The sequence below is a fragment of the Anaplasma marginale str. Florida genome, from assembly GCF_000020305.1.
Classification (GTDB): domain Bacteria; phylum Pseudomonadota; class Alphaproteobacteria; order Rickettsiales; family Anaplasmataceae; genus Anaplasma; species Anaplasma marginale.
Map to the genome: position 1 here is coordinate 939,468 of NC_012026.1, position 20,859 is coordinate 960,326.

At 50.3% G+C, this 20,859-nt stretch carries 6 protein-coding genes; 2 read left to right on the plus strand and 4 right to left on the minus strand.

Annotated elements, in window-relative coordinates:
* Positions 1–81 precede the first annotated feature (81 nt).
* Positions 82–2,160, minus strand: coding sequence for a hypothetical protein (locus tag AMF_RS08955; RefSeq protein ID WP_241759995.1), 2,079 nt, complete (start codon positions 2,158–2,160; stop codon positions 82–84).
* A gap of 769 nt (positions 2,161–2,929) precedes the next feature.
* Between AMF_RS08955 and AMF_RS08960 the strand changes: the two genes are divergently transcribed.
* Complete coding sequence (locus tag AMF_RS08960) at positions 2,930–4,327, plus strand: hypothetical protein (protein WP_241759994.1); 1,398 nt, start codon at positions 2,930–2,932, stop codon at positions 4,325–4,327.
* A 635-nt stretch (positions 4,328–4,962) separates the two neighbouring features.
* On the plus strand, positions 4,963–6,108 hold the full coding sequence (locus AMF_RS10535) for a hypothetical protein (RefSeq protein ID WP_244825218.1): 1,146 nt from the start codon (positions 4,963–4,965) through the stop codon (positions 6,106–6,108).
* Between the two features lie 30 nt (positions 6,109–6,138).
* On the opposite strand, the gene AMF_RS10590 is transcribed toward AMF_RS10535, so the two are convergent.
* The 3 genes from AMF_RS10590 to AMF_RS08980 all read right to left on the minus strand — a co-directional run bounded on the left by AMF_RS10590 (position 6,139) and on the right by AMF_RS08980 (position 20,319).
* A complete protein-coding gene (locus AMF_RS10590) occupies positions 6,139–10,026 on the minus strand; it encodes a hypothetical protein (RefSeq protein ID WP_241759955.1) in 3,888 nt (1,295 codons plus the stop codon).
* Between the two features lie 230 nt (positions 10,027–10,256).
* Entirely contained in the window at positions 10,257–14,066 is a 3,810-nt protein-coding gene (locus AMF_RS08975) for a hypothetical protein (RefSeq protein WP_241759954.1), read from the minus strand.
* A 658-nt stretch (positions 14,067–14,724) separates the two neighbouring features.
* Positions 14,725–20,319, minus strand: a complete 5,595-nt coding sequence (locus tag AMF_RS08980) for a glycine-rich domain-containing protein (RefSeq protein ID WP_010268444.1) — start codon at positions 20,317–20,319, stop codon at positions 14,725–14,727.
* Positions 20,320–20,859: the final 540 nt, after the last annotated feature.

Here is a 20,859-nt window from a genome sequence, read left to right on the forward strand (position 1 = left end):
AGGGCCGGGTTGTCACCAACACTTGCGGTGGGGCTGCAAAATTACGCGATGGTTCAGCCCTGTGTGACAATGCAGTTCGCTTTAATCAACACAGTGCAGTTTTATGATGCCAGAGTCTGGCGGATCTGCAGGCAATTCATACGGCAGGCTGCTACTGTAGAGAACTTCAAGCCTGCTATTGCCCGAGTTATATGCTGTACTCATTCTGTAGGGGGTAGGATGAGCGCTGCCACGTCTCTCAGCCGGCAATATGATGCAGTCACTGCTCTCATGGCTTGTCAGATCAGTTAGATCCACGGGGCCTACACACAGCTTCAGTAGGGTTTGCAACCGCATAGAACTGGAGTTATGTCTTATATTGAATATTGCAGTCAGTGTGTCCTGCGGGGCAAGGTTTTTGATCAAGTGCACAGCCTTTTCGCTCACACCCATCTCGTACAGCTCGGCTCTCAAAAACTGACAGCCCTTGAAAATTCCACTTTTTGCGTACTGGTATTTCGGTGTGTTGTGTATCTCTCTTTGGCCACTTGGTCCGGTGTACGAATCGCTTGCGGCATGTATTTTAGCTTTCTTTGATGCCAATATGCACAGGCCTTGTTCGTACGGATCACCAACTTCTATGGTTTGCGCATCTAACGCTGTTTTGTGTTTATGTAGGGGGGCTGAATACCGCATAGGCACTTTGTCCAAATCTGGGCAGAATCTCTCTACGTTACCCACAATACCCATCCTTTTTATATCGTCTTTCGGTAGATATAAAATTCCTTGCGGGCCTGGAATTAGCGCATCCAACAATTCCTGCCTCTCCTGTAGTGGTATGTCAGGAAACCCAGCGCACCCTTCGCTGACCAAACTTCTTTCACCAGCCCCCAAGTCAACCGTAGTTTTTCCCACAAGCAGGTCTAGTACTTCACGCCCTTCTGCGTACCTGCCAGCCAGCCGTGCATAATCCGCAATGCTGACACGTCCCTGTTCGGTTCTGATCATGGCACGATATTGAGCCATGTGTAGCGCACACTCCGTGCAGTATGTAATTACTGAATATACTCCACCACCATAGGTGCCAAATTTAAACCCAATATCCCTATAAACCCCCGCGCTGGGAGCAAACTGTTGGTTAATCACCAGGCACCTGAGGTTGCTCTTATCACCCGACAGGTATAAGAGCTCAGGTTTAGAGCCATCCCCGCACAACATATGCCCAGCTCGCACCACTTTAACCTTCATGGGGTCAGATACAACTTTCTTCGGACACTTGGCATATTGCTCAAACATGTAATCATCTGACACAACCGGGATTATAGCCGACAACGCGGCAGGAAAGGTCATTGTTTGGCCTACCCGTAACTCAAAAACACACTTCTTCTCGTTGCGACACCCGGGAAACTTCACCCCGATTGCATTGCGTTTGTTGCGCACCCTGTAAACTGTGGGCTTGGGTAAAAAAGGTGTGGGCACGCACTCTGTGTATACATTCGCGCCTCCTTCCTTGTACGTACCGCATATCACGTCTTCGCGCATTTTTTTCTCAACATCAATGACGTAGGTGCTACCCAGCAGAGTCACTGTAAACTCTTTTTTGGTCTCCCCAGCTTCCAGGTTCAGGTATAAATTACGCCCAACAGAAGGGGACGTACCTTTATTCTCATCGGTGTAGCTTACAACCCGAATACCTGGACGAAAATAGTTCTGGTTGGCGAACGATACCGGAACAAACTTCACACTTTTCCTCCCAGGCAAAAAGTCACAAAAGCCTGGAGCATCTGCAGGTATCAAGGGCCTACAGGCGGAATGCTTACACTTAATGTTGCCATGCATGGCGTACATGCTATTGTGACAATATTCCGAGACACAGGCACATAGGTCTCCGCTTTCTTCATCAAAATATACTGACCCACAGTACTCAATAGCGTTCGGCAGGACGGGAGGCATAGCCCTCGTAGTAATCGCTGTGTAATAGTCCCTCATTGTCTGTATGTCGCGGCTACGGTACCCAGGTATTCTGACGCTCGCTCCCGGACCGGCAGAAACGCACTGGCGCATATGGCAAAAGTGCACGCTTGGGTTAAAAAACTGCTCCCTTGAATTATCCGCCCCAGCCTTGCTCTTGGCAATATGGGGATTGGTAAAGTTTATGAGCCTGGGTCCCGCTGCATACACACACGGGCTTACCACACAGGATAGTACAAAACCCAGAATAGACACGCATACGGCTTTTGCTGCACGATGGTACATAGACGGCGCGTTACCAAAAGCCGCATGTCTTAATGCGGAAGGGTTAAGAAATCCATACTACAGACAATGATGTTACGGAGCCGCGCTATCATTTCCGAGCGCTAATCATACAAGCGCTAAAGGAAATTCCGGCATGCACCGCGCAAAGGCCTCATTTATATATGCTCCGGAACAACCCCACAAAAAGTTGAGCAGTGAGTTGTATAGTCTTACTCCACGTGCCAGTTTTATGCACACAGCCCTGCTCCACACACGCGATCCACTGCACATGCACAGCCTACTGCACGCACCACCTCACACGCACAGTCTACTCCACGCACCAGCCCTACTCCACACACGCCATCCACCTCACACACCAGTCCTGCTCCACACGTCATTCACTCCACTCCAACCCACTACAAACGGCACTGCTCTCGGCCACTGGAAACTACCGGAGAAACGGGGAAAGTCCCACTTACGCGCGCAGTCCAACCCACCCCACACGCAATCCACTCCCCCCCCCCAACCAACTGGGAGGCCTGGCTCTCGCCTTGTGGAAGTCTTTACGTTTGATTACAATGACGAGTTGGTTAAGTTGGAGTCTATCACGCTTGCGCGATTCTAGTTAGGAAGAATGACGAGTCTCAGTACAAAGCATGCACATCATATTGCAGTGGCAAACACTGCCCATGCTGTGTCTGGAGTGCTCATAAGTATGGGTATATTGCTAGCATCCCTCAGCATTCTTGCGGTTTTTCTTGCGGTGCTCATGTATTTCAGTGCAGCTGCAAGGATATTTTCGCTTTCTGCCACCAATGCCGCCACTGTTTGCGCCGCAGTAGCGTTGTTATCAGCGTGCATCGTATTTTGCTCGGTAAGAGATTTAGTCAAATCTTGCAAGCAAGTTAAACAAGCGGGGAAGGAAGAATCACCAGCAGTCCAGCCATTACAGCCTATTCTCACTTCTGTGACTCCCCACTCTGAAGCGGCAGCCAACACACGTAGACAGCAACGTATACGTGGGAGTAAGCACGGGGATGTCATAGCAGAAATTGCCAATAGCGTCGCATCTCTCGCCATGATCGCCACTTTCACCGCTCTTGCCACTGTTGTTGTGGTCGCCATTGCCAGAATCTTCAATTCCTCAGTTGCCTTTATTGGGGCCTACGTTTATAGCACTGACGCTTTTGGTACAGCAAAAGTCGCCATAGTTGCCGCAGCAGCCGCTGTAATTTCTGCGGTAGTCACAGCTTTATTTGCAGCAATAGCCGCTAGAGCCGCAAACCGCAGTACAATGCCGGCAATACCACCGGAAGATAAGACGGCAACCGATAAAGCAGTCACACAGGTAAAACACGCAAACCTCGCTATCAAAATTTCCGGCATAACCGCAATAGCAGCAACTTCAACCGCGGCAGTGGCTGCACTAATAGTGCCCTTTGCTGCTAAGGCCAGCGAAGCATTTGCCATTTCTTGGGGCATGACCACAGCTGCCAGAACCGCAGCAGCTACAACACACACCACTGGCATCATAGGCACCGTCAGTACCGCTGCGTACCTACCACATGCGCTCATAGCACTATCTGTTGCATGCTCGTTATGCCTGCTGATACATATTGCGGTGGATATCTATTTGGCGCGGATACCCTCCTCCCAGCCTCGTGGCAAGCAACGTATTTCCCACCAGGTGGCAGACCGAGCACGCAGCACTTTTTCAAAGGGCAACTCCCTACAGCCCAAGAGCGCACCCGCTAGTCCGCATGATGACCCTACCCGCGGTCACAGCGATTTTAAGCATAACAACCCTGCTGATAGAAACATGACCAGCAGGCCATGCACTCCACCTACAGCTGCAGATCCAAAACACACAACACTCGTAGCAGCCATCAGTGCTGTGATGATTTGCAGTGCAGCCTTTCTCATGCGGAATTATGCAATGCTGGGTGCCGTTGCTCCACCTGCAGCACTACTACTTTATGGTGTGATAGCCTGGGTGCGTAAGATGAGTTGTCATGAGGTACAGGAAGAAGTTTTAAGTAGCAAGATTGACAGTCCCACAGCTGCTATGCTGCCACACGTGTATGATGTTGCGTTGCAGACTGGCAAAAGGTGAATTCTGTTGGTGCGGTACGCAAAGCAACTTGCAGCAAAGCACAAGAAGTTCCAACCAGCATTTGCGGCCCTGCAGTTGCGATGCAGTCATACACGCATAGCATTGCAGCATTGTGTGCAGAGCAGCAAAAGGTGAATTCTGTGGTGTAGGGCGGTGTAAAACTGTTGCAATATTAACCATAGCGTGGTACGCTGCGGCCCAGTGCTCTCGCTGAAAGTGCAATCCTCATTTATGTAATGCAGGCTGTTGCTTCGGCAGCGTGTTGCGCTTACGTCAGTGAATTTAGCTAAACATTATAAGGGGTAGCAACAGTGTGGGAAGATATTTGCACAATGTTTCGGTATAGCCCTGTCCCTTGGGTTGCTATTCCCGTAGAGCTCACACTTGTGCTCTCAACCTTAGCTATTCTTCCGTATGGCTGTGCACAGGAATATACTCGTTGGCGTAGCAAATCACCAAAGCGTCCTAGAAGCAAGTTTGATAAGTTTGCTCGGTGGCTTCCTATTCCCGTTGTAAGTGTTCCACTCTGGTTCTGCGCTACCGTATTCACAATTCCCATTGCCAGTTATGGTTGCTGCTTTGGTGTCGAGGAAGTACATCAAGAGCGTAGAGTAGAGCTGTCACCTGACATTTGGATGCCTGATCATGGTGGGCAGCAGGCAGTGTGCGTCATAACAATGGATGGCAATGAGATAATAGGGGTTAAGGGCCTTGACGATAGTACCGTAACTATTAAGGGCCCCACCAGGCATAATCAGCACAGCTACTTAGTTATAGAGGGCACACTGAATCTGGAAGCATCTTGGAACACTAGTCAGCAGTTACAACAGCAGGTTGGGATAGACATCTCTACAGACGGAAAGGTAAATGTGGCATCTGGATCGGTACAGAAGTGTGGAGCTAAGGGAGAAAAACTTAACTTTGACGGATGCGGGATCAAACTGGGAAACACTCCCCTAGAACAAGCTCTGCGTTCAGGCTATTGGAAACTGCCGGAGCAACGGGGGAAGTCCCAGTCCATACCCTCCACGGAACATGTACCTGGCAGTTCCGTAACTGTGCATAAGGGATATACCATTACTTGGGACCCTGGTAGTGGTAAACAGAAAACATCGTGTGTCATCACAACAGATGGAGATGATATACAGTTTTCTAATCCCTCCGGTGGCAGGACCGTAAGTGTATCTGGTCCAACAGGTAATGATCGCAGCTACCTTGTCGTGGTTGGTGCACTAAACATGGTAGTATCTTGGAGTACTAGTCAGCGGTTACAACAGCGGGTTGGGATAGACGTCACAGATGACGGAAGGGTGGCAGTAGCATCTGAATCCGTACAGAAGTGTGGAGCCAAGGGAGAAAAACTTAACTTTGACGGGTGCCGGACCAAATTGGGAGACGTTCCACTACAAACGGCACTGCGTCTCGGCTACTGGAAACGACCAGCAGCAGGGTTGCAACCGCGGGACAGTGGGCTGTATAGTCCACTCCAACCCACCCCACACCCGCAATCCACTGCACAGTCTACTTCACGCACCACCTCACACGCACAGTCTGCTCCACGCACCAGTCCCACTTTATACACACAGTCTACTTCACGCACGCAATCCACTGCACAGTCTACTTTATACACACAGCCTACTTCACACACGTCATCCACTCTTCTCCCCCCCCCCCAACCAACTGGGGGGCCTGGCTCTCGCCTTGTGGAAGTCTTTACGTTTGATCACAATGACAAGTTGGTTAAGTTGGAAAGTTTTGAGTTGGGTTCTAGGCAACTATAGAGGCAGCAGGCTAGTATCGCTGCCCCGCCTCTACTTCTTTGGCTGGCTATGCACACCCCGTTTATACTTCCTATCCAGCTTGTCTATTCTATCCCAAAAATGTCCCCCTGAAGCGTGGCGATTATTTGTGTAGCCCTGCTCGAAGTGTGCGCACCGCTTATCGTCACAGCCGTACATTTCCCGCACCTTGTACTGCCTAGCGAGGAAGTATTCGTAGTCTGCCTCGCTATTAAACACTTCCTCGTACTCACGCAGGCCTCCCATACAACTATAGTGACCGCCACCTATGGTCCACCAAGCATACCATGGACAGTACAGGTATTTCTTCTTCGCCGGCCATTGCGGCTCGGGCTCAGGCGCAGGTTCGGGTTTAGGCGCAGCAGGCTTAGGTTGCTCAACCTTCAGCTCCCTCACCGTAGACTCAGCCGCTTTACTCTTGGGCGTCGTAGTAGGCCGCCGTGCTGTCGCCCTAGATCCAGCCCCCCCGCCAGAAGTCTTGTCTGTCTCAACAGCGGAACCGGACTCACCAGGTCGTGCTTCCCCTGTTGTTCCACCCGGTGCTAACGCCCTCTCAGGCCTCATTTTATCCGCAAACCCGAGCTCTTGTGGCCCTACGGTATCCCACTGCTCACAGGTAATCATAACGGCACCACTTTCCCCCAAGCCGGGCGCATTATCGCCCCAACATCCCCCCATGCCTGGAACAAAGACGTCATTCTCGCGCCACTTGGAGTACCTGAGCCTTCTCTTGCACAGGCTTCTAGGTAAGCTGCGTCCTTCAAAATACTCTTTCACCTTCAGTATACGTTCTTTCTCCCGCGTGAGTGGGAAATTCATTTCTAGTGGAAATTTCGTGAACATTGCACGTCCTTCCAGCAGCAATCTGGCGGCCCTATCATCCCCTGCTAGCACGTCTCCAATGATGGTGCGATAGCTGACCATTAAATCTTTAATCGCTTTTACATTGAGCACTCCGGGATGTGTGCTACCTCCACCCACGGCCCGCATGATTTCATGGCACTGTTCCGTGTTTTGCGTATTACTTTGAGTTTGAGCGCCGTTTTGGTTGCCAGTGGAATTTTTCTTCTTAGTGCAGAATTTCACCACCGTATCACCACCGGCGCCTGTACCGCCACCGTAGCTCCCTTGGACTTCAGTTCTAACATATCCAACCGGGGGTTGCTTGTCGCTTTCCGCCTTTTTAGGCGTCTGAGATTCGCCGCCTTCTCCGATGTCAACCTTAATCGAAAACTCCAGGTCGCTGATCCTGGTGGACCCTTTTTGCTTGTTGTAATGAGCAAACACGTCGCAGTCATAGTTGTTTTTCTGATCGGGATTACGCAGTATTCCCACAACGTACTGTCCCGGCCTTCCAGATCTATGCATGCCCATCTCGGTAATTGCGGCGGCTTCGCCTCCTCCCCACGCCTCAATTTTGTAGAATTGGCACCATTTACCGTTCTGAGTCGGTGCAGTGCCAGCTGCCCGGTCTCCGTTGGAAGCCTCAAACTTCAGCACCACGTATTCTTTATTAACCGTTTGCGTGTGCCCGTTTGTAATTTTATACTCAGGCTCGTACCAGGACCTGGCGAAATTATCTATACACAACCCGCGGTCATAAACACTCAGAGGCCGCAGCTTTACAGTCGCCCCCTCTTTTTCAATGTTATCACCGGTAGAAACCCCAGCCGGGAAGTGATAACCCGCGCTCCCGCCAACACGCCCACCGAGCGACACTGGGCGGTAGTCGTCCATGCTTACATACTCGTACGTACAACCTTCAACCTTGCGCCCTGGGGCGTAGTACTGCGTACTGGGGTCAACACACCCAGCAAGACTGCCTGGCTCGGTGCTGAACCTGCCTGATTCGTAATAGTATACTGTGTTGGAGTCAGCGCGCGCGCAAGGGTCGCCGTTGTTTTTTCCTCCACTGGACGCCCCACCGGACAACTTTTGCGGAACCACAAAGCGCCCATCTTTTACCACAATATTGTCCAAAACGGGCTGGCTCAGGAGCTGCAAATTTATAGAGTACTTGTCGTCACACAAAACCCTCCTTGCGCCGTCATCCTCGCCTGCCAGCACGTAGCGCCTCAACATTTTGGGCTGTTTCTTAAGCCACGTACGGGATATACCCCCATCGATGGTGCTCGTAACTTCGTAATCAGATATCTCAGTCCCAGACCCTATTCCCGTAATACACATAACCTTGGGTTTGCCAGTCTTCACTACGTAATACTCGCATTTATGGTCATAGCTACTATCACCCACCTTACCGCAGGCACCCCCAAGTTCACGATTCTTATCTACCGCAACCCCAACGAACTCCACCTTGTTCGCGTTACCCCCATAATCTTTGGCTATCTCCGTAATCTTTTGCTGCATAAAATCCAAGGAAGAATACCCCCAAAACGCCCCTACAGGGTGCTTATAGTAGCTAGTTTCGGTATTCCATTTTTGTTGGCCATTAGTCCCGCTGCGCGAAAGTTGAAAAACACTTGGCACACTGCCATTCTTGAACTCCTTGGTGGGATCGGCAACATTCGCGCACATGTCCCTGCCACCGAACTTTACACATTCTCTGAGCTCACGCTCACACACGTCAGAATCGGAAGACCTTGTCCTTTTGTCCAAATTGCTGGTTATGTGCTTCTTATACCATTCGGAAGACTGTTCCTCAATCCACTCTTCATGTATTGCCCATGGACCCCCTGTCTCATCAACTGCTATCCACTTGTCGCCGCTTGTGCTTTTTTTGAGGTGTTGCACAAACGCCCTGCCTGATTCGCCTTTGCGACCACTGCTCAGACTAAGGCGCATTACTGTATCTTTGCCTCTGATGAATTGCACTCGATACTTATCAGATTCATCGCTACTAATCAGATACTCAGTTCTGCTGGCAGCGCTGTTTTTGCAGTAGTCTTTTATGTACTTGTTGTAGTACCACTGCCCAACAGACTTTGTGAGACTATAAATCTGGTAGATTCTGGGCGGCTCCATAGGTGGGATTGGCAGACACTCTTCAAAAAGCTCGGTACTCATCTCCGGGTCGGTACCATAGTACCTCGCACACACAGTATCCTGCTCTCTTCTTGCCTTCAAATAGTGTTTGGTTTCGTTATCGGAGAAGGAGTAACTTTTTTCCTGCTCAGAAATAGCCCACTCTTGGCTTTCCTTATCATCCTTCCAACCCTTGGTATGCCATATGTACTCCTCCCTTTTCTGGCCGATAATACCTTCAAAGTCTCCGCGTTTGCCTGGGTTGATTATATGCTTCCTGACTTTGCGGTGAAGTACCTTGCTGCTCGCCCTGTCTTGCTCCCAACTTTCGACTATTGCCACAAATCCTGGCACCCAAAAACTCTGTTTGGAAAATTCCAGCGGGACAAACCTGACCTTGGCAGATCTTTTGCGGCCAGGCAGCACATTACAGAACGGCCCAGCATCGCGCAGGAGCGGCTTATCGAAGCATCCCAACGGTTGCATACAACTTTTGTTCCAGCCACCGGGATCCCAGGGGAGGCTGCACGCGAGCGCTTTGCACGCACATATCTTTCCCGGTCCGGCTGGGTCTTGCACGCCATACACCATTACGTAGGTGGGAAATATATACCTGCAGTCGCCCTCATACATACGCACGCAAGTGCCGCAGGCCGGCCATGCCGCACAAACTTTCAACCTGGCAGTCAACAGCGGCGTCATTGAGCCTACGCCTGACACCTCTGCAGCAAGAGCAACACCCTGGATGCCTAGTCTACAGCTATTAACTGGGACATTGTCAAACGCGCGCGCATCATCAGGGTTTGCTTTCTCTACAGTGAGGCCGTCGCTGGCCCTTACTATACAAGGCACAACAGATAGGAGAAGTGCTACGGCCGCGGTAGCGAAAACCGGGCGCCACCTATCCCTAAACGACATCCACCAACCCACCAGAACACGTGCCCACACGGTAACTCAGCAACGCTAAAATTTGCTTAATTCCCATACAACCGAGACGTGAAGGTAATGGTTATGTACTTAACCTGAGATTGATTAGTGTCGTAGTCGCTACAGATCTGTAGCTTGTGGTAGATATTAGGCTTGGATGTACAGCATGCCCTTCATCTTCCCCAGTGGGGAGTTACCCCTACTTGGTCTTCTTCGTGCTGTTACCATCCCCTCTTGTTTGTGTAGTTATCCCTGTAATGCACACACGACTTATCGTCGCAACCACTCATGCGTCTTACCCTCACCCAAGAATTGCTATATGCTTCAAATGCCTTCACATTATCAAACTTTTCAGTGTACGTTCTTATGCCTCCAGTGCAGGAGTACGCGTCCTCCCATGAGCTAGTCTGGAACCTAGCCCACCACGGACAGTACTTGTATGTTACCAGTATCTTGCCATCGTGTTCCTTGCAACTGCCCGCTGGTAGGTCGCCACACTTATCAGGAATCTTGGGTACAGGTACGGGCGCAGCAGCCGGCTGAACCACGGGCCTTGTTGCCGTGGTAGCGGCGGGTTTAGCGGCAGCTGGTGGTGTAGTCGGAGGGTTATGCCCGTTGGTATCGGGCTTTTTCGTTTCATTGCCGGAAAATGTAGGAGCTCTTGTGTCATCCCACAACTCACAGGTAATCATCGCGGCTCCGCTCTCACCCAACCCCGGCTCTTTACCTTTTTCATTGTGCCAGCAGCCTCCCATGCCCGGAATAAAGAAATCACCAAAGTCGCGATAGATGTGATACATGTCTTTCCACGTACATAACTCCCTGGGCAAGCTTCTACCCCGAAAATGCTCCGCAATCAAATCCAGCCACTTTCTTGTATTACCTTCCTGGTCATACAGCGGAAAGTTCATTTCCAGCGGGAATTTCGTAAACATCGCGCGCCCTTCCAGCAGCAATTTAGTGGCTCCATCGTCGTCTGCCAGCACATCTCCAGTGATAGTCCGATAGCTCACCACCAGATTCTTAATGGCGCTCTCATCTAGAGTTCCGGCACGTTTACTGCCGCCCCCCACTGCTGTCATGATTGTGTAACACCGCTTACCATTACTATTACTGTTAGCGTTTTGACCACTTGACGCGCTTGTACAATTGCCACTTGCACAGACACAAAACTTCACTATGGTGTCGCCGCCCACTCCAAGGTCATGATTCTCTCCTGTTGTGGGGTTCTTTTTGTTCTTGCCGCTTTTCCCTCCTTCCCCAACCTCAACCTCAATGGAGAGCTCCAAGTCCTTGACATTCCTACTACCCTTGTTCTCCGAAAAAGCTTGGCACCCTTCATCCGTGCAGTTAGGGTTGCGCAGTACCACCATGGAATATTGTCCGGGCCTTCCAGATCTGCGCTCACCCATCGCAGTCGTCGCAGCAGCCTCACCGCCCCCCCATGCTTCAATACGGTAGAAATTGCATCCCCTCGGCTGGTTTTTGTCTTCGGCTTTGAATTTAAGCATGACGTAGTCCTTGGTAACAGTCGGATTATCCGTATTCTCCACCTCGTACTGCGTTCCACTGCTGAAAATGTATCGCGGCTCGTACCAATGTCTGGGAAATTTGTCGATACATAATCCGCGGTCATACGGGTTTAGAGGCCTCAATTCGAGGTCGGTGGTTAACTTCTTCGGAACTTCGTTGCTGGATGTTGTCTGCACCGCATTGTTAGTCTGCGCAGTGCTTGACTGAACCGCCACGTTTGCCTGCGCTTGCCCAGCGGCAGGCACCGGGGTAGTGCCAGTCGCGGGAACGTTGTGCTCGGATGTGATTCCACTAAATGTAAGGGGGCGGTAATCATCCATGCTCACATATTCATATGCACAACCCTTCACTTCCTTGCCGGGACCATAGTATTGCGTAACCGGGTGGCTACATCTAGAGAGAACACCGGGGTCAGAGGTAAATCCGCCAGATTCGTAATAGTATACTATCTTGGCATCGGGACTAGAACACGGGTCACTGCCACCCTTGACAAAGCTGCGTTCGAGAAATTCCTTCGGGAATATGTACTGTCCATCTTGCACCGTCGTTTTGTCCAGAATATCCTGGCTCAATGAACCAAGAACGATAGAATATTTATCATCGCATGCCACTCTTCTAGTGTCATTTCCCACGTCCACCAGGACATAGCGCCGCAAAACCTTCGGCTGCTTCCTGAGCCAAGTGCGTGCCACACCTTCATCACTCTTGCTTCGGATTTCATATTCGGAGACATCAGACCCCACACCGGACACGCACAGAACATTGGCTGGTGCATTCTCAGCGGGTTTATACCAGCAGACTTCGCTCTTGCCCTCTATATCTTCAACATTGGCACAATATCGCCGCATTTCTCGCAATGCCGGATCTGCAGTAACCCCCAAAAACTTTGCGCTGCTTTCCCCCCTGCGCTGCTGCTCTTCCTGCTTTTCCTGCCCACTCGCAAATTGCTCGGTTGCATAACCCACGAACATGTCTCGTGGCTTGTCATAATGTGTACCGCTCCAGTCTTCGGAACGTTCCTTCTCATCGTGGCACGTTGTTGTTCCGTTAAATCTCACGCATTGTTTGTATGCGAAGACACAGCTGCGGCCAAATGCATTCTTTACCATGCGCTTAATGTTCCTTTCCGCCTGACTCTGCTCGGAACTTATTTCTCGTCTTGTTAGCTTTTGCTCCTTCCGTATTATACGCTTCCTGCCCTTATATAAACCGAGAATACAGGTTGGCACACTTTCGGGGGTATTGGCGTTGCACCTTTTGTCGCAGTCATCAAACTTCTCTTCGCCAGCAAAGCAGTTGCAGGTCCCCTGACGCTTATCTACAGCAATAGCCATACAGTCTGGCCACTTCCCGTATCCACCCCAGTAAAAATCAACTCTGTACTCTCCTGTATTCCCTTCCTTCTGCAGCATGTCGTGATTTTTCGCGATTGAAACTGCCATGGGACACGTATATGTCCACTCACGAAACTCACCCCCAAAAAGCTTGCTTCTATTCGGTATTTTATAATGGCCCGTGTAAGGCTTATTACTGTTATCCACTTTGAAAGCCTGGTATACCAGTGGGGGCTCCATTGTTGGAATTGGGACACATCCGCCGGAAATTGCGGATTCCCTATTCTGATCTGCGCCGTAGTATTCCACACAAACAGTATCGTGCACCCTGCGCGCCTTGAGGTGGTGTGTCTTCCCGTTATCAGAAAAGCTGTAGTCCTTTGGTTCCCCATTTATCTTCTCACCCACGGTGTGCCATGTGCGTTTTTGCTTCTCTTCCTCTGTGGTGGACGCATTTGCCGTCGTAGGTTGGCCGCTTGGTGCCGCAGGTTGGCTGTCTGGTGTGGACACATCACTCATTGCAATTGCTGCGGCTTGGGTACCTGGACTGCTAGCAGTTGTAGTCGCCACACCCTGACTGCTATTGGAAGCATTACTGGATGCAGTTTCAGGCTGCTTCCCGCCCGGGTGGATTACGTGCTTACTCACTTTCTTGGTCATGACACCGTTTTTATGTTCCCAGCTCTCGACTATTGCGACAAATCCTGGAATCCAATAGCTCTGTTTGGAAAATTCCAGCGGAACAAACCTGACGGTTGTGGGCCGGTGGTGTCTGGGCAGTACATTACAGAATGGCCCCGCCTCCGTGGCAACTGCCTTGTCATAGCATGCCAGGTGCTGGTAGCAGTTTTTGCTCCACTCTGTGGAATCCCAGGGCAGGTAGCATGACTTCGCCTTACATGCACAAATCTGTTCTGCACCTTTGGTATCGTCGTGTGCGCTGTATACCATAACAAAGGATGGATAAACGTGCCTGCAGTCGCCCTCATACATGCGCACGCAAGTGCCGCAGGCCGGCCATGCCGCACAAACATTTATGCCCGCACCAGCAGGTACCGCATTATTCGTGCCACTGCTTCGGACCCTACCTACCGGTTTGACAGTCTGTTTTGTGAGCCAGCACGCACCACCAAGGGGGCCGCTCTGTTCGCCCTCACCCCCCATACCAGGCTCTCCCCCAAGTCCGGGACCTGGTCCTGAACCGGGTGGGCCTTCAGGACCTGGAGCGGAAGTTGTTGCGGGGCTCGAAGCGGGAGAGGCGGATCCTGCGGCGGTGGATGAATCGGAGGTGGATGCAGAGCTCGGAGCGGGAGAGGCGGGTGTAGGGGCGGCGGTTTCGGCGGGTGCTTTAGAGGCGGCTGCTGCAGCAGAACCCTGAACCATAACTGCGTTTGGCAAGCACAACAAGAGAAGCGCCAGGATAATGATGACATGGCGCCACCTATCCCTAAACAACATCCACCAACCCACCAGAACACGTGCCCACACGGTAACTCAGCAACGCTAAAATTTGCTTAATTCCCATACAACCGAGACGTGAAGGTAATGGTTATGTACCTAACTTGAGATTGATTAGTGTCGTAGTCGCTACAGATCTGTAGCTTGTAGTAGATATCAGGCTTGGATGTACAGCATGCCCTTCATCTTCCCAGCATCCTGAGCCGGGTTACCTAACTTTGGGAGAAGTGTCACACTTTGTACTGCACCTGATATTGGGTGCTTAGTCTATGCGTTGTAGAGCATTGGGGAGTGTTGTTCAGGCCCCTGCACCCAAGGCATTATCCACGTGGACGCGCACCTGTATCTGTAATGCACGCATGACTCATGATACTACCCTTACTTTGCTCTTCAGCAATTCCCTAACAGTGTGATAAAAATTCACCATCGGAATGTAGGGTACGCCCATCCCCGCAAACTTCATCGCACGTGTGAGTGACGAGCGATCATAGATTACTAGCTCATCTAGCAGAGGATGTGATACACCACCTTCCGGAGGGTGAAGTTGCGCTTCGAGGTATAATTCTTCAATGCTCTTTTTTTGACGCTTGACAAACTCCGATATGGTGGAGCCCCTGGGACCTTTCAGCAGCTCGTAGACTTGGCCCCGCATGTGGAATGGTAGCATCATGTTCTCGATTAAAGAAAGTTTCCCAAGATAGAGATCTCCGTACATCATCAGCAGATTCAGAGACCTCGAATCCTGCGCAAACTTCTCCATGTGAGCTTCAATCCCTTCTATCCATGCATCAGCTTCAGCAAGTGTGGCAAAGGTTTTTACATCCCCTTTCAGTATGGGCAGTAGATGATCTAACAAAAATGAGAGCACAAGTGTCCCCTCCGCAGCATTTACGAACTTCACGTCTCGCATTGCTATAAAAACCAGACTCGCTCCGTCTCCGTAGGGATACCCAGCGCGCGTTGCAATATCATCAATTGCACTATATGTCTCCATCCAGTCATACTCCTGCTGCAGCGCATCTGCACCCTTGTTCTCCTCACGCAGCGCAGAGGATCTCTTATACAGCATATTTTGTACTTGGTTGTAGAGAGATAGACCAGGTGGTTCAAAGTATATGTAATTGTCGCAATCCTCAGCTTCTGCTTTTGCGCGCTCTCTATACACCCTCTTGTGCTCCGCACTGCTGTCAAATGCTCGGTTTAGAACATCTGCGGCTTTGCCCGAGTACCAGCTCCACAGCCTATCAAAAGCTTGCACCCTGTCCCAGGAGCTAAGCAGCGTGACAAGATCTTTCACAACATTGCGGAATTCCTGATTAGCAACCTTCAAAAAGGCAGGATGGGAAATCATGCGGACCCCGCAACATGTACCCTTAGATTCAAACTGCGACTCAGTCTCTGGACATGGCCCACTTTCAGTAGACAGCGCTTGTAGCTGGTTGAGCACTTTCACAAATTCCTGATCAGTCACATTTTTATAATTCCCCTGGCCAAGTAAGTCAGACATGGCTCCTTCCACAACCTTGCGGATATCCCCGTCGTACGGCGTGTTCTCACCATGAAGCTCGAGGCATTTTTCTAAGTACCGATACGTGTGCGTGTGCAGCATTTGCTTGGTAAAGGCGTGCGAACTGTCAAAATCTGGTATGCTTTCTCTGGCAATTGCAACGCCCTCCATAATAAGTAAAATGTTGTTCAGCCCCCAGGCAAGGCACCGTGATTTACCAGCAGCATTTTTGGCGAAAGTGCCAGAAGCCATTCGCTTTGTGGCATCTAGGTCCTTATACCTTCCCCAAATTTTGGTACGCTTCAGCATAGCTTCAAGCGTGTTCGCGAACATCTTATATTCTCCCTCGGTTTTCTTCGCGCTGTGTTTTACAAAACTCGCGTCCAAGATACCTTTTAGGGCTTCAAACACCTTGTTCCTGACATAACGATTGACGTAATCCGCATCTTTCAAAAACCTTGCCAGTGCGGCGTGCCGCCCCTCTTTCGAAAGCGCACGTGCAACTTCTTCGGGAAACAAGTCCGATGTAGGAATGCGCTCCAGCATTTGGTTCCAACTTGAACGAAAACTCCTGAGTTTGCGCAAGTCAGGGGCTCTCTCCGACTGGGAAACATACGCCACGTATTCTAGCAGTGAGAAAAGATGTTGATTGGTTTCAACTCTGAGTACAATGTACGCCCTTCGGAAAAACACATCAAAAATCAGCTCTGCATCGCGTATGCCGTACTCTTGGGCTGCCGTGCGTAGCGCATGCAGTACCCTACGTGCACTTAATCCGGTATTAACTGGGTCTACATGTGTTTCCAATGTTATCCGGCGCGTGCGCTCCCCATCATCTTCAACAATCCAGTAGTTACTGTCTACAGCCTTGCTCCGCACCAGATCTCTGAAATTGGTAATAAGCTCAGACTTTGCATCCTCATCGTATGCTCGCTTAGAACGGGTTTCGTCGTAACGCACATTTGCATATGCCTCGACTATCTTGCCCTCTTTGTTTAGCGCCTTCACTACAGGAGCTATGGAACTTTCTACCCAAGTCTCAATATCTTTCGCGTTGTCAAAAACCTTATCTTCAGCACTGATCACAGCAGCAACCGCTTCCAAGCCGGCAATAAATTCTTCGTGCCCCGATATGGCTCTGGGAAAGCTGCTTTTCGCGATCCTCCTGAACACCCCTTGACTTTTCACCCCATGTACTTCCGCATGGTTTTTCAGCTGCTCTAGAAGTTCTAGCACTCTGTCAAGAACGGTGGAGGTCGCCTTTACTGCCAGCTCCTTAAAGCCCTCAATGAAGGAATCTACGATGCTTTCGTGTCCTTTCGCATCTATACTCCCCCCCAGCTTACTGATAACCCTCTCGTACGCCTTTGCCACTTCAACATCATCCGTCAGCGCCTTCTTGAGCGATGCAACCATTCCCCCGACCCAAGCATCTACTTCTTGCTCATTTTCAAATGCCAGACCTTGCTTGCTTCCAATATTTTTCACAGTGCTTTCAAGCCATTCAACAAAGTCAGGGGATTTTGCCACATCTTCGGCAAACTCTTTGCTCTCCAAAGCGGCGAGAATATAATCGGACTTCAGGCTTTGGCCACCGGTGTAGTCTTTCAAGCGCTTGAGCATTTCCAGCACTTCGCTGCTGTCAGCAATGATAGAAACCTTACTTTTTATCAGCTCCTCAAAACCCTGTGAAAACTCCTTTTTGCCTCCCGTGCTTGTTTTCTTCAATGCCTTCTGTGCCGTGACGTACGCATTGACAACTCTATAATCGCTGTCCAGAACGGAGCTCAGGGGAGCCAGGGTTTTGGTAATCCAAGCCTTAGCCTCCTTCCTGTTCTTTTTTGTCACATCATTGCCTTTCACTACTGTGGCCAGAGCATCTAATACCTGGGGCAATTTGGGCAACCCAGTCACTCCACGACAAAAAGGCATGCTGGCAACGTCAGCAAAGAAAGTGTTCGTTTCCTCATTTAACTTGCGATCTGCGGCATGTTTCTTGAACAGGTTCAAAAGCTCAAGCACCTCTTTGTTGCAAAAGCTTCCTTCCCACTCCTTCACTTTACCGGGATCACCAGACCATTTTTCGCAGGTAAGTTTGACCATGCCGTGCGCTCCACTTTGCACGGCTTTAATATCCGCTCTGGCACAGCCGCCGGCACCCATATACTTACCGGGCGCAAGTACCTTTACCGCAGCTTGCTTGTCAGAAGGTGAATTGCTAATGCATCCTACGGCATCCATGCCGGCCCGCCCCTCAGCAAAGTCAATACTCTGATACGGAACAAAGACTTCATCATTCCTGATCTCTGTGCGCCCCTCGGCAACTCTGTAGTGCACAAGTTTTTCGTACCCACCAGATGACGACATGCCCTTGCTAGGCTGCCCTCCGCCACTTGCCGTCAGTTTTAAACTGCACGTTTCTCCGCCAACATCGTCACACAATAAAGCAACGGTATTCCCGCCCGGGTTCCGGGTGTTACTGGCACCCTTGTTATCAAGCGAGGCAGCGCCCCCATGGCCAATACTAGTTATCAGGTATTTGCGCTCTTCTGGATTCACCTTGAGCACTCCCATGACGTACTCGCCGGGCCTACCAACCTTGGCGCCTCCACGCAATGAGCCGGACTCTCCACCTCCCCACATTTCTATCTTTATAAAATCGCACTGGGTGTTATTACGACTTATCTCAAGCAGGTGTTTGTTACTTTCCTCGACACTCAGTCCGGCAGCCAGGGGGGAGTTTCCCGAGTAGTATTTATACTCATACGCAGGGAAGTTACTTACACACAAACCCTGCATGTGTGAATTTAGGGGTGTAACTGCACTTGTGCTTAGCTCTTCAGACTCCTGTAAAAAGAAGGGCTGATGGTCATCTTCGCTTACGTACCTGGTTTTACAATGCCCACCTATTACTCCATCCCTGCTGGCACTGCTGCACATGGCTGGCGTGTCATGCGCAAATACTCTGTCATTGTCATAAAAATAAAGCATGTTGTCCTTGCACAGTACATCACCACTGGAACTACTTCCCTCAGGCGGTATCATGCGGAAAAAACGTCCCCGGCCCCTCATGCGATCAATGTCTTCCTGGCGCATTGTGGCAAGATCAAGCGATGCACTGTCAGCACACAGTAGGTTTCTCTTTGCTTTGGTATCTCGGCTGCGGCCTACAAGAACCTTAGGTAATTCACGAATCCAGTAGTATCTGCCATCTCTTTTGACGTAAAACTTTTTGGGGGAAAACTGCAAGTCCATCAGGCACGTTACATTGCCGCTAGGATCTTCATCATAAACCTGTCGGGGTTGCTTGCAGTCTTTGAGTTCAACACCGGGTTCATCACAAACGTATCTTAACGCAAAGTCGTAGCGGCCTATGTCAAACTTTGGCCTCGCTACGGCAAACCCTATCGTACTATCCCTGTCGCCCGGACCCATGGTCACATCGCAGTAGTCTGTGTCTTGACCATTCGCGCCTTTGCACGGGTTAAATTTTATCTGAACCTTGTCTCCAGGAATAGCGGTTATGGAAGGTCGTTGCAAGCTCGGCGCCGGAACGCAATCGACCACCTTGCCTGAATTGCTCGTGCGTTCTATGCAGATTTCCTCCCCGTTTCTGCTTAGCAAATATCCGAACGAGGATACATCTTCTCCTGAGTGCGGACTTTCAGCGGGGAATGAACAGCCACTAAGCTCGCCGAATGCTTTGCTGATCTCCCCCTTGCAGTCAATACTTTTCACTTTACTTGAACGTGTAGGTACATGCTTTCTACTGGCTCCAAGATACAGATCCTGCGCCTTGCTTGCCCCTCTATCTTCAGTAATAACACGGAGCCCGGGTGTAAAGTAGGACTGCCTACGGAACTCCATGGGCAAAACCTGAATGCGTGACTCTTTAGCAAACGCATTGCAAAACACAGGCAAGTCCGGGGTAATCGCAATTATGCTAACACAACCTTTCCAGGTGTTCATATATTCGCACCTATCGCGCACCCTGTCGTCTAGTGAGAGGTCCTCAAAATTTGTTAACTCGTCTTCCTGCTCCGTCCTTTTAATTTCCAGTTCCCGCGCCAAACCACTATCCAAAATGCTGGTCCACTTGGTACACGCACATATTTGCAGCTCATTATTCTCGTTGCGTTGCACGTATCCAACAACATATCCGAGCCGCCTGCGCATGTATTCCCATCTCTCCACCCGCACAACCTCGTAGTCTCCGTAGTGCCCAATACCGGGCGGCAGGAATATAACTGCAATCTCGGGTATGGCAAAAACACCTTCTGCGTCCCCATTGCGTGGAGCCTCAACAAACAAATCAGGTATAACGCCCCCTGCAGAATTACACATACACGGGACACAAAACGCCGCAATCGCGCAAAACATGTACACCAAGCGTGCTGCAAAAACCAGCAGTGAACGTCTTCTGGCACGCTTTCCTGAATTACATACAACCATACAGTTGAAAATATCTATGTACCCTTTTGTTTAGTATGTTTCAGTCAACCAAGACTAGTTCACATGAATAGCTTTAAATAAAGATTAAGATCAACTAAAAATAGCTATTTGTATCCTAATATTACACATCCTTCCCCGAAAGATATACTGGTATCTTGGTTATATCCAATGAGATCTTCCTATAACACGGAAACATACTCTGCAGATCGTATTTTCCGGGCATAGACAGCTTGCTGCATTTTCGGTAACACAAATTGGAATCCGATCACTGGACAATTGCACTACAGAATGGCCGGAAATTGGCCTACAGTACGGCGTATTAGCCTTAGATATGCCACGCTGCATAACACACGCGTCAACTTTGACGCCGCTGGGCATTTAATATCACAGCAAACTGGCCTCAGAAGACGTGCGCGGCACCATGGGCGGCATTGCCGCCGTATTTCCGCACCACGGAGCGGGGCCACCGCCGCATTGCGGACGGTTCACTCATCTTTGACGTAAGAACACTTACACTTGTCGGATTGCTCAGATCTATAG

Excerpts from the sequence above, each read along its gene's own strand:
- AMF_RS08960 (WP_241759994.1), top strand. The coding sequence starts at position 2,930 with ATGGGTATATTGCTAGCATCCCTCAGCATTCTTGCGGTTTTTCTTGCG.
- AMF_RS10535 (WP_244825218.1), top strand. The coding sequence starts at position 4,963 with ATGCCTGATCATGGTGGGCAGCAGGCAGTGTGCGTCATAACAATGGAT.
- AMF_RS10590 (WP_241759955.1), bottom strand. The coding sequence starts at position 10,026 with ATGTCGTTTAGGGATAGGTGGCGCCCGGTTTTCGCTACCGCGGCCGTA.
- AMF_RS08975 (WP_241759954.1), bottom strand. The coding sequence starts at position 14,066 with ATGGGGGGTGAGGGCGAACAGAGCGGCCCCCTTGGTGGTGCGTGCTGG.
- AMF_RS08980 (WP_010268444.1), bottom strand. The coding sequence starts at position 20,319 with ATGGTTGTATGTAATTCAGGAAAGCGTGCCAGAAGACGTTCACTGCTG.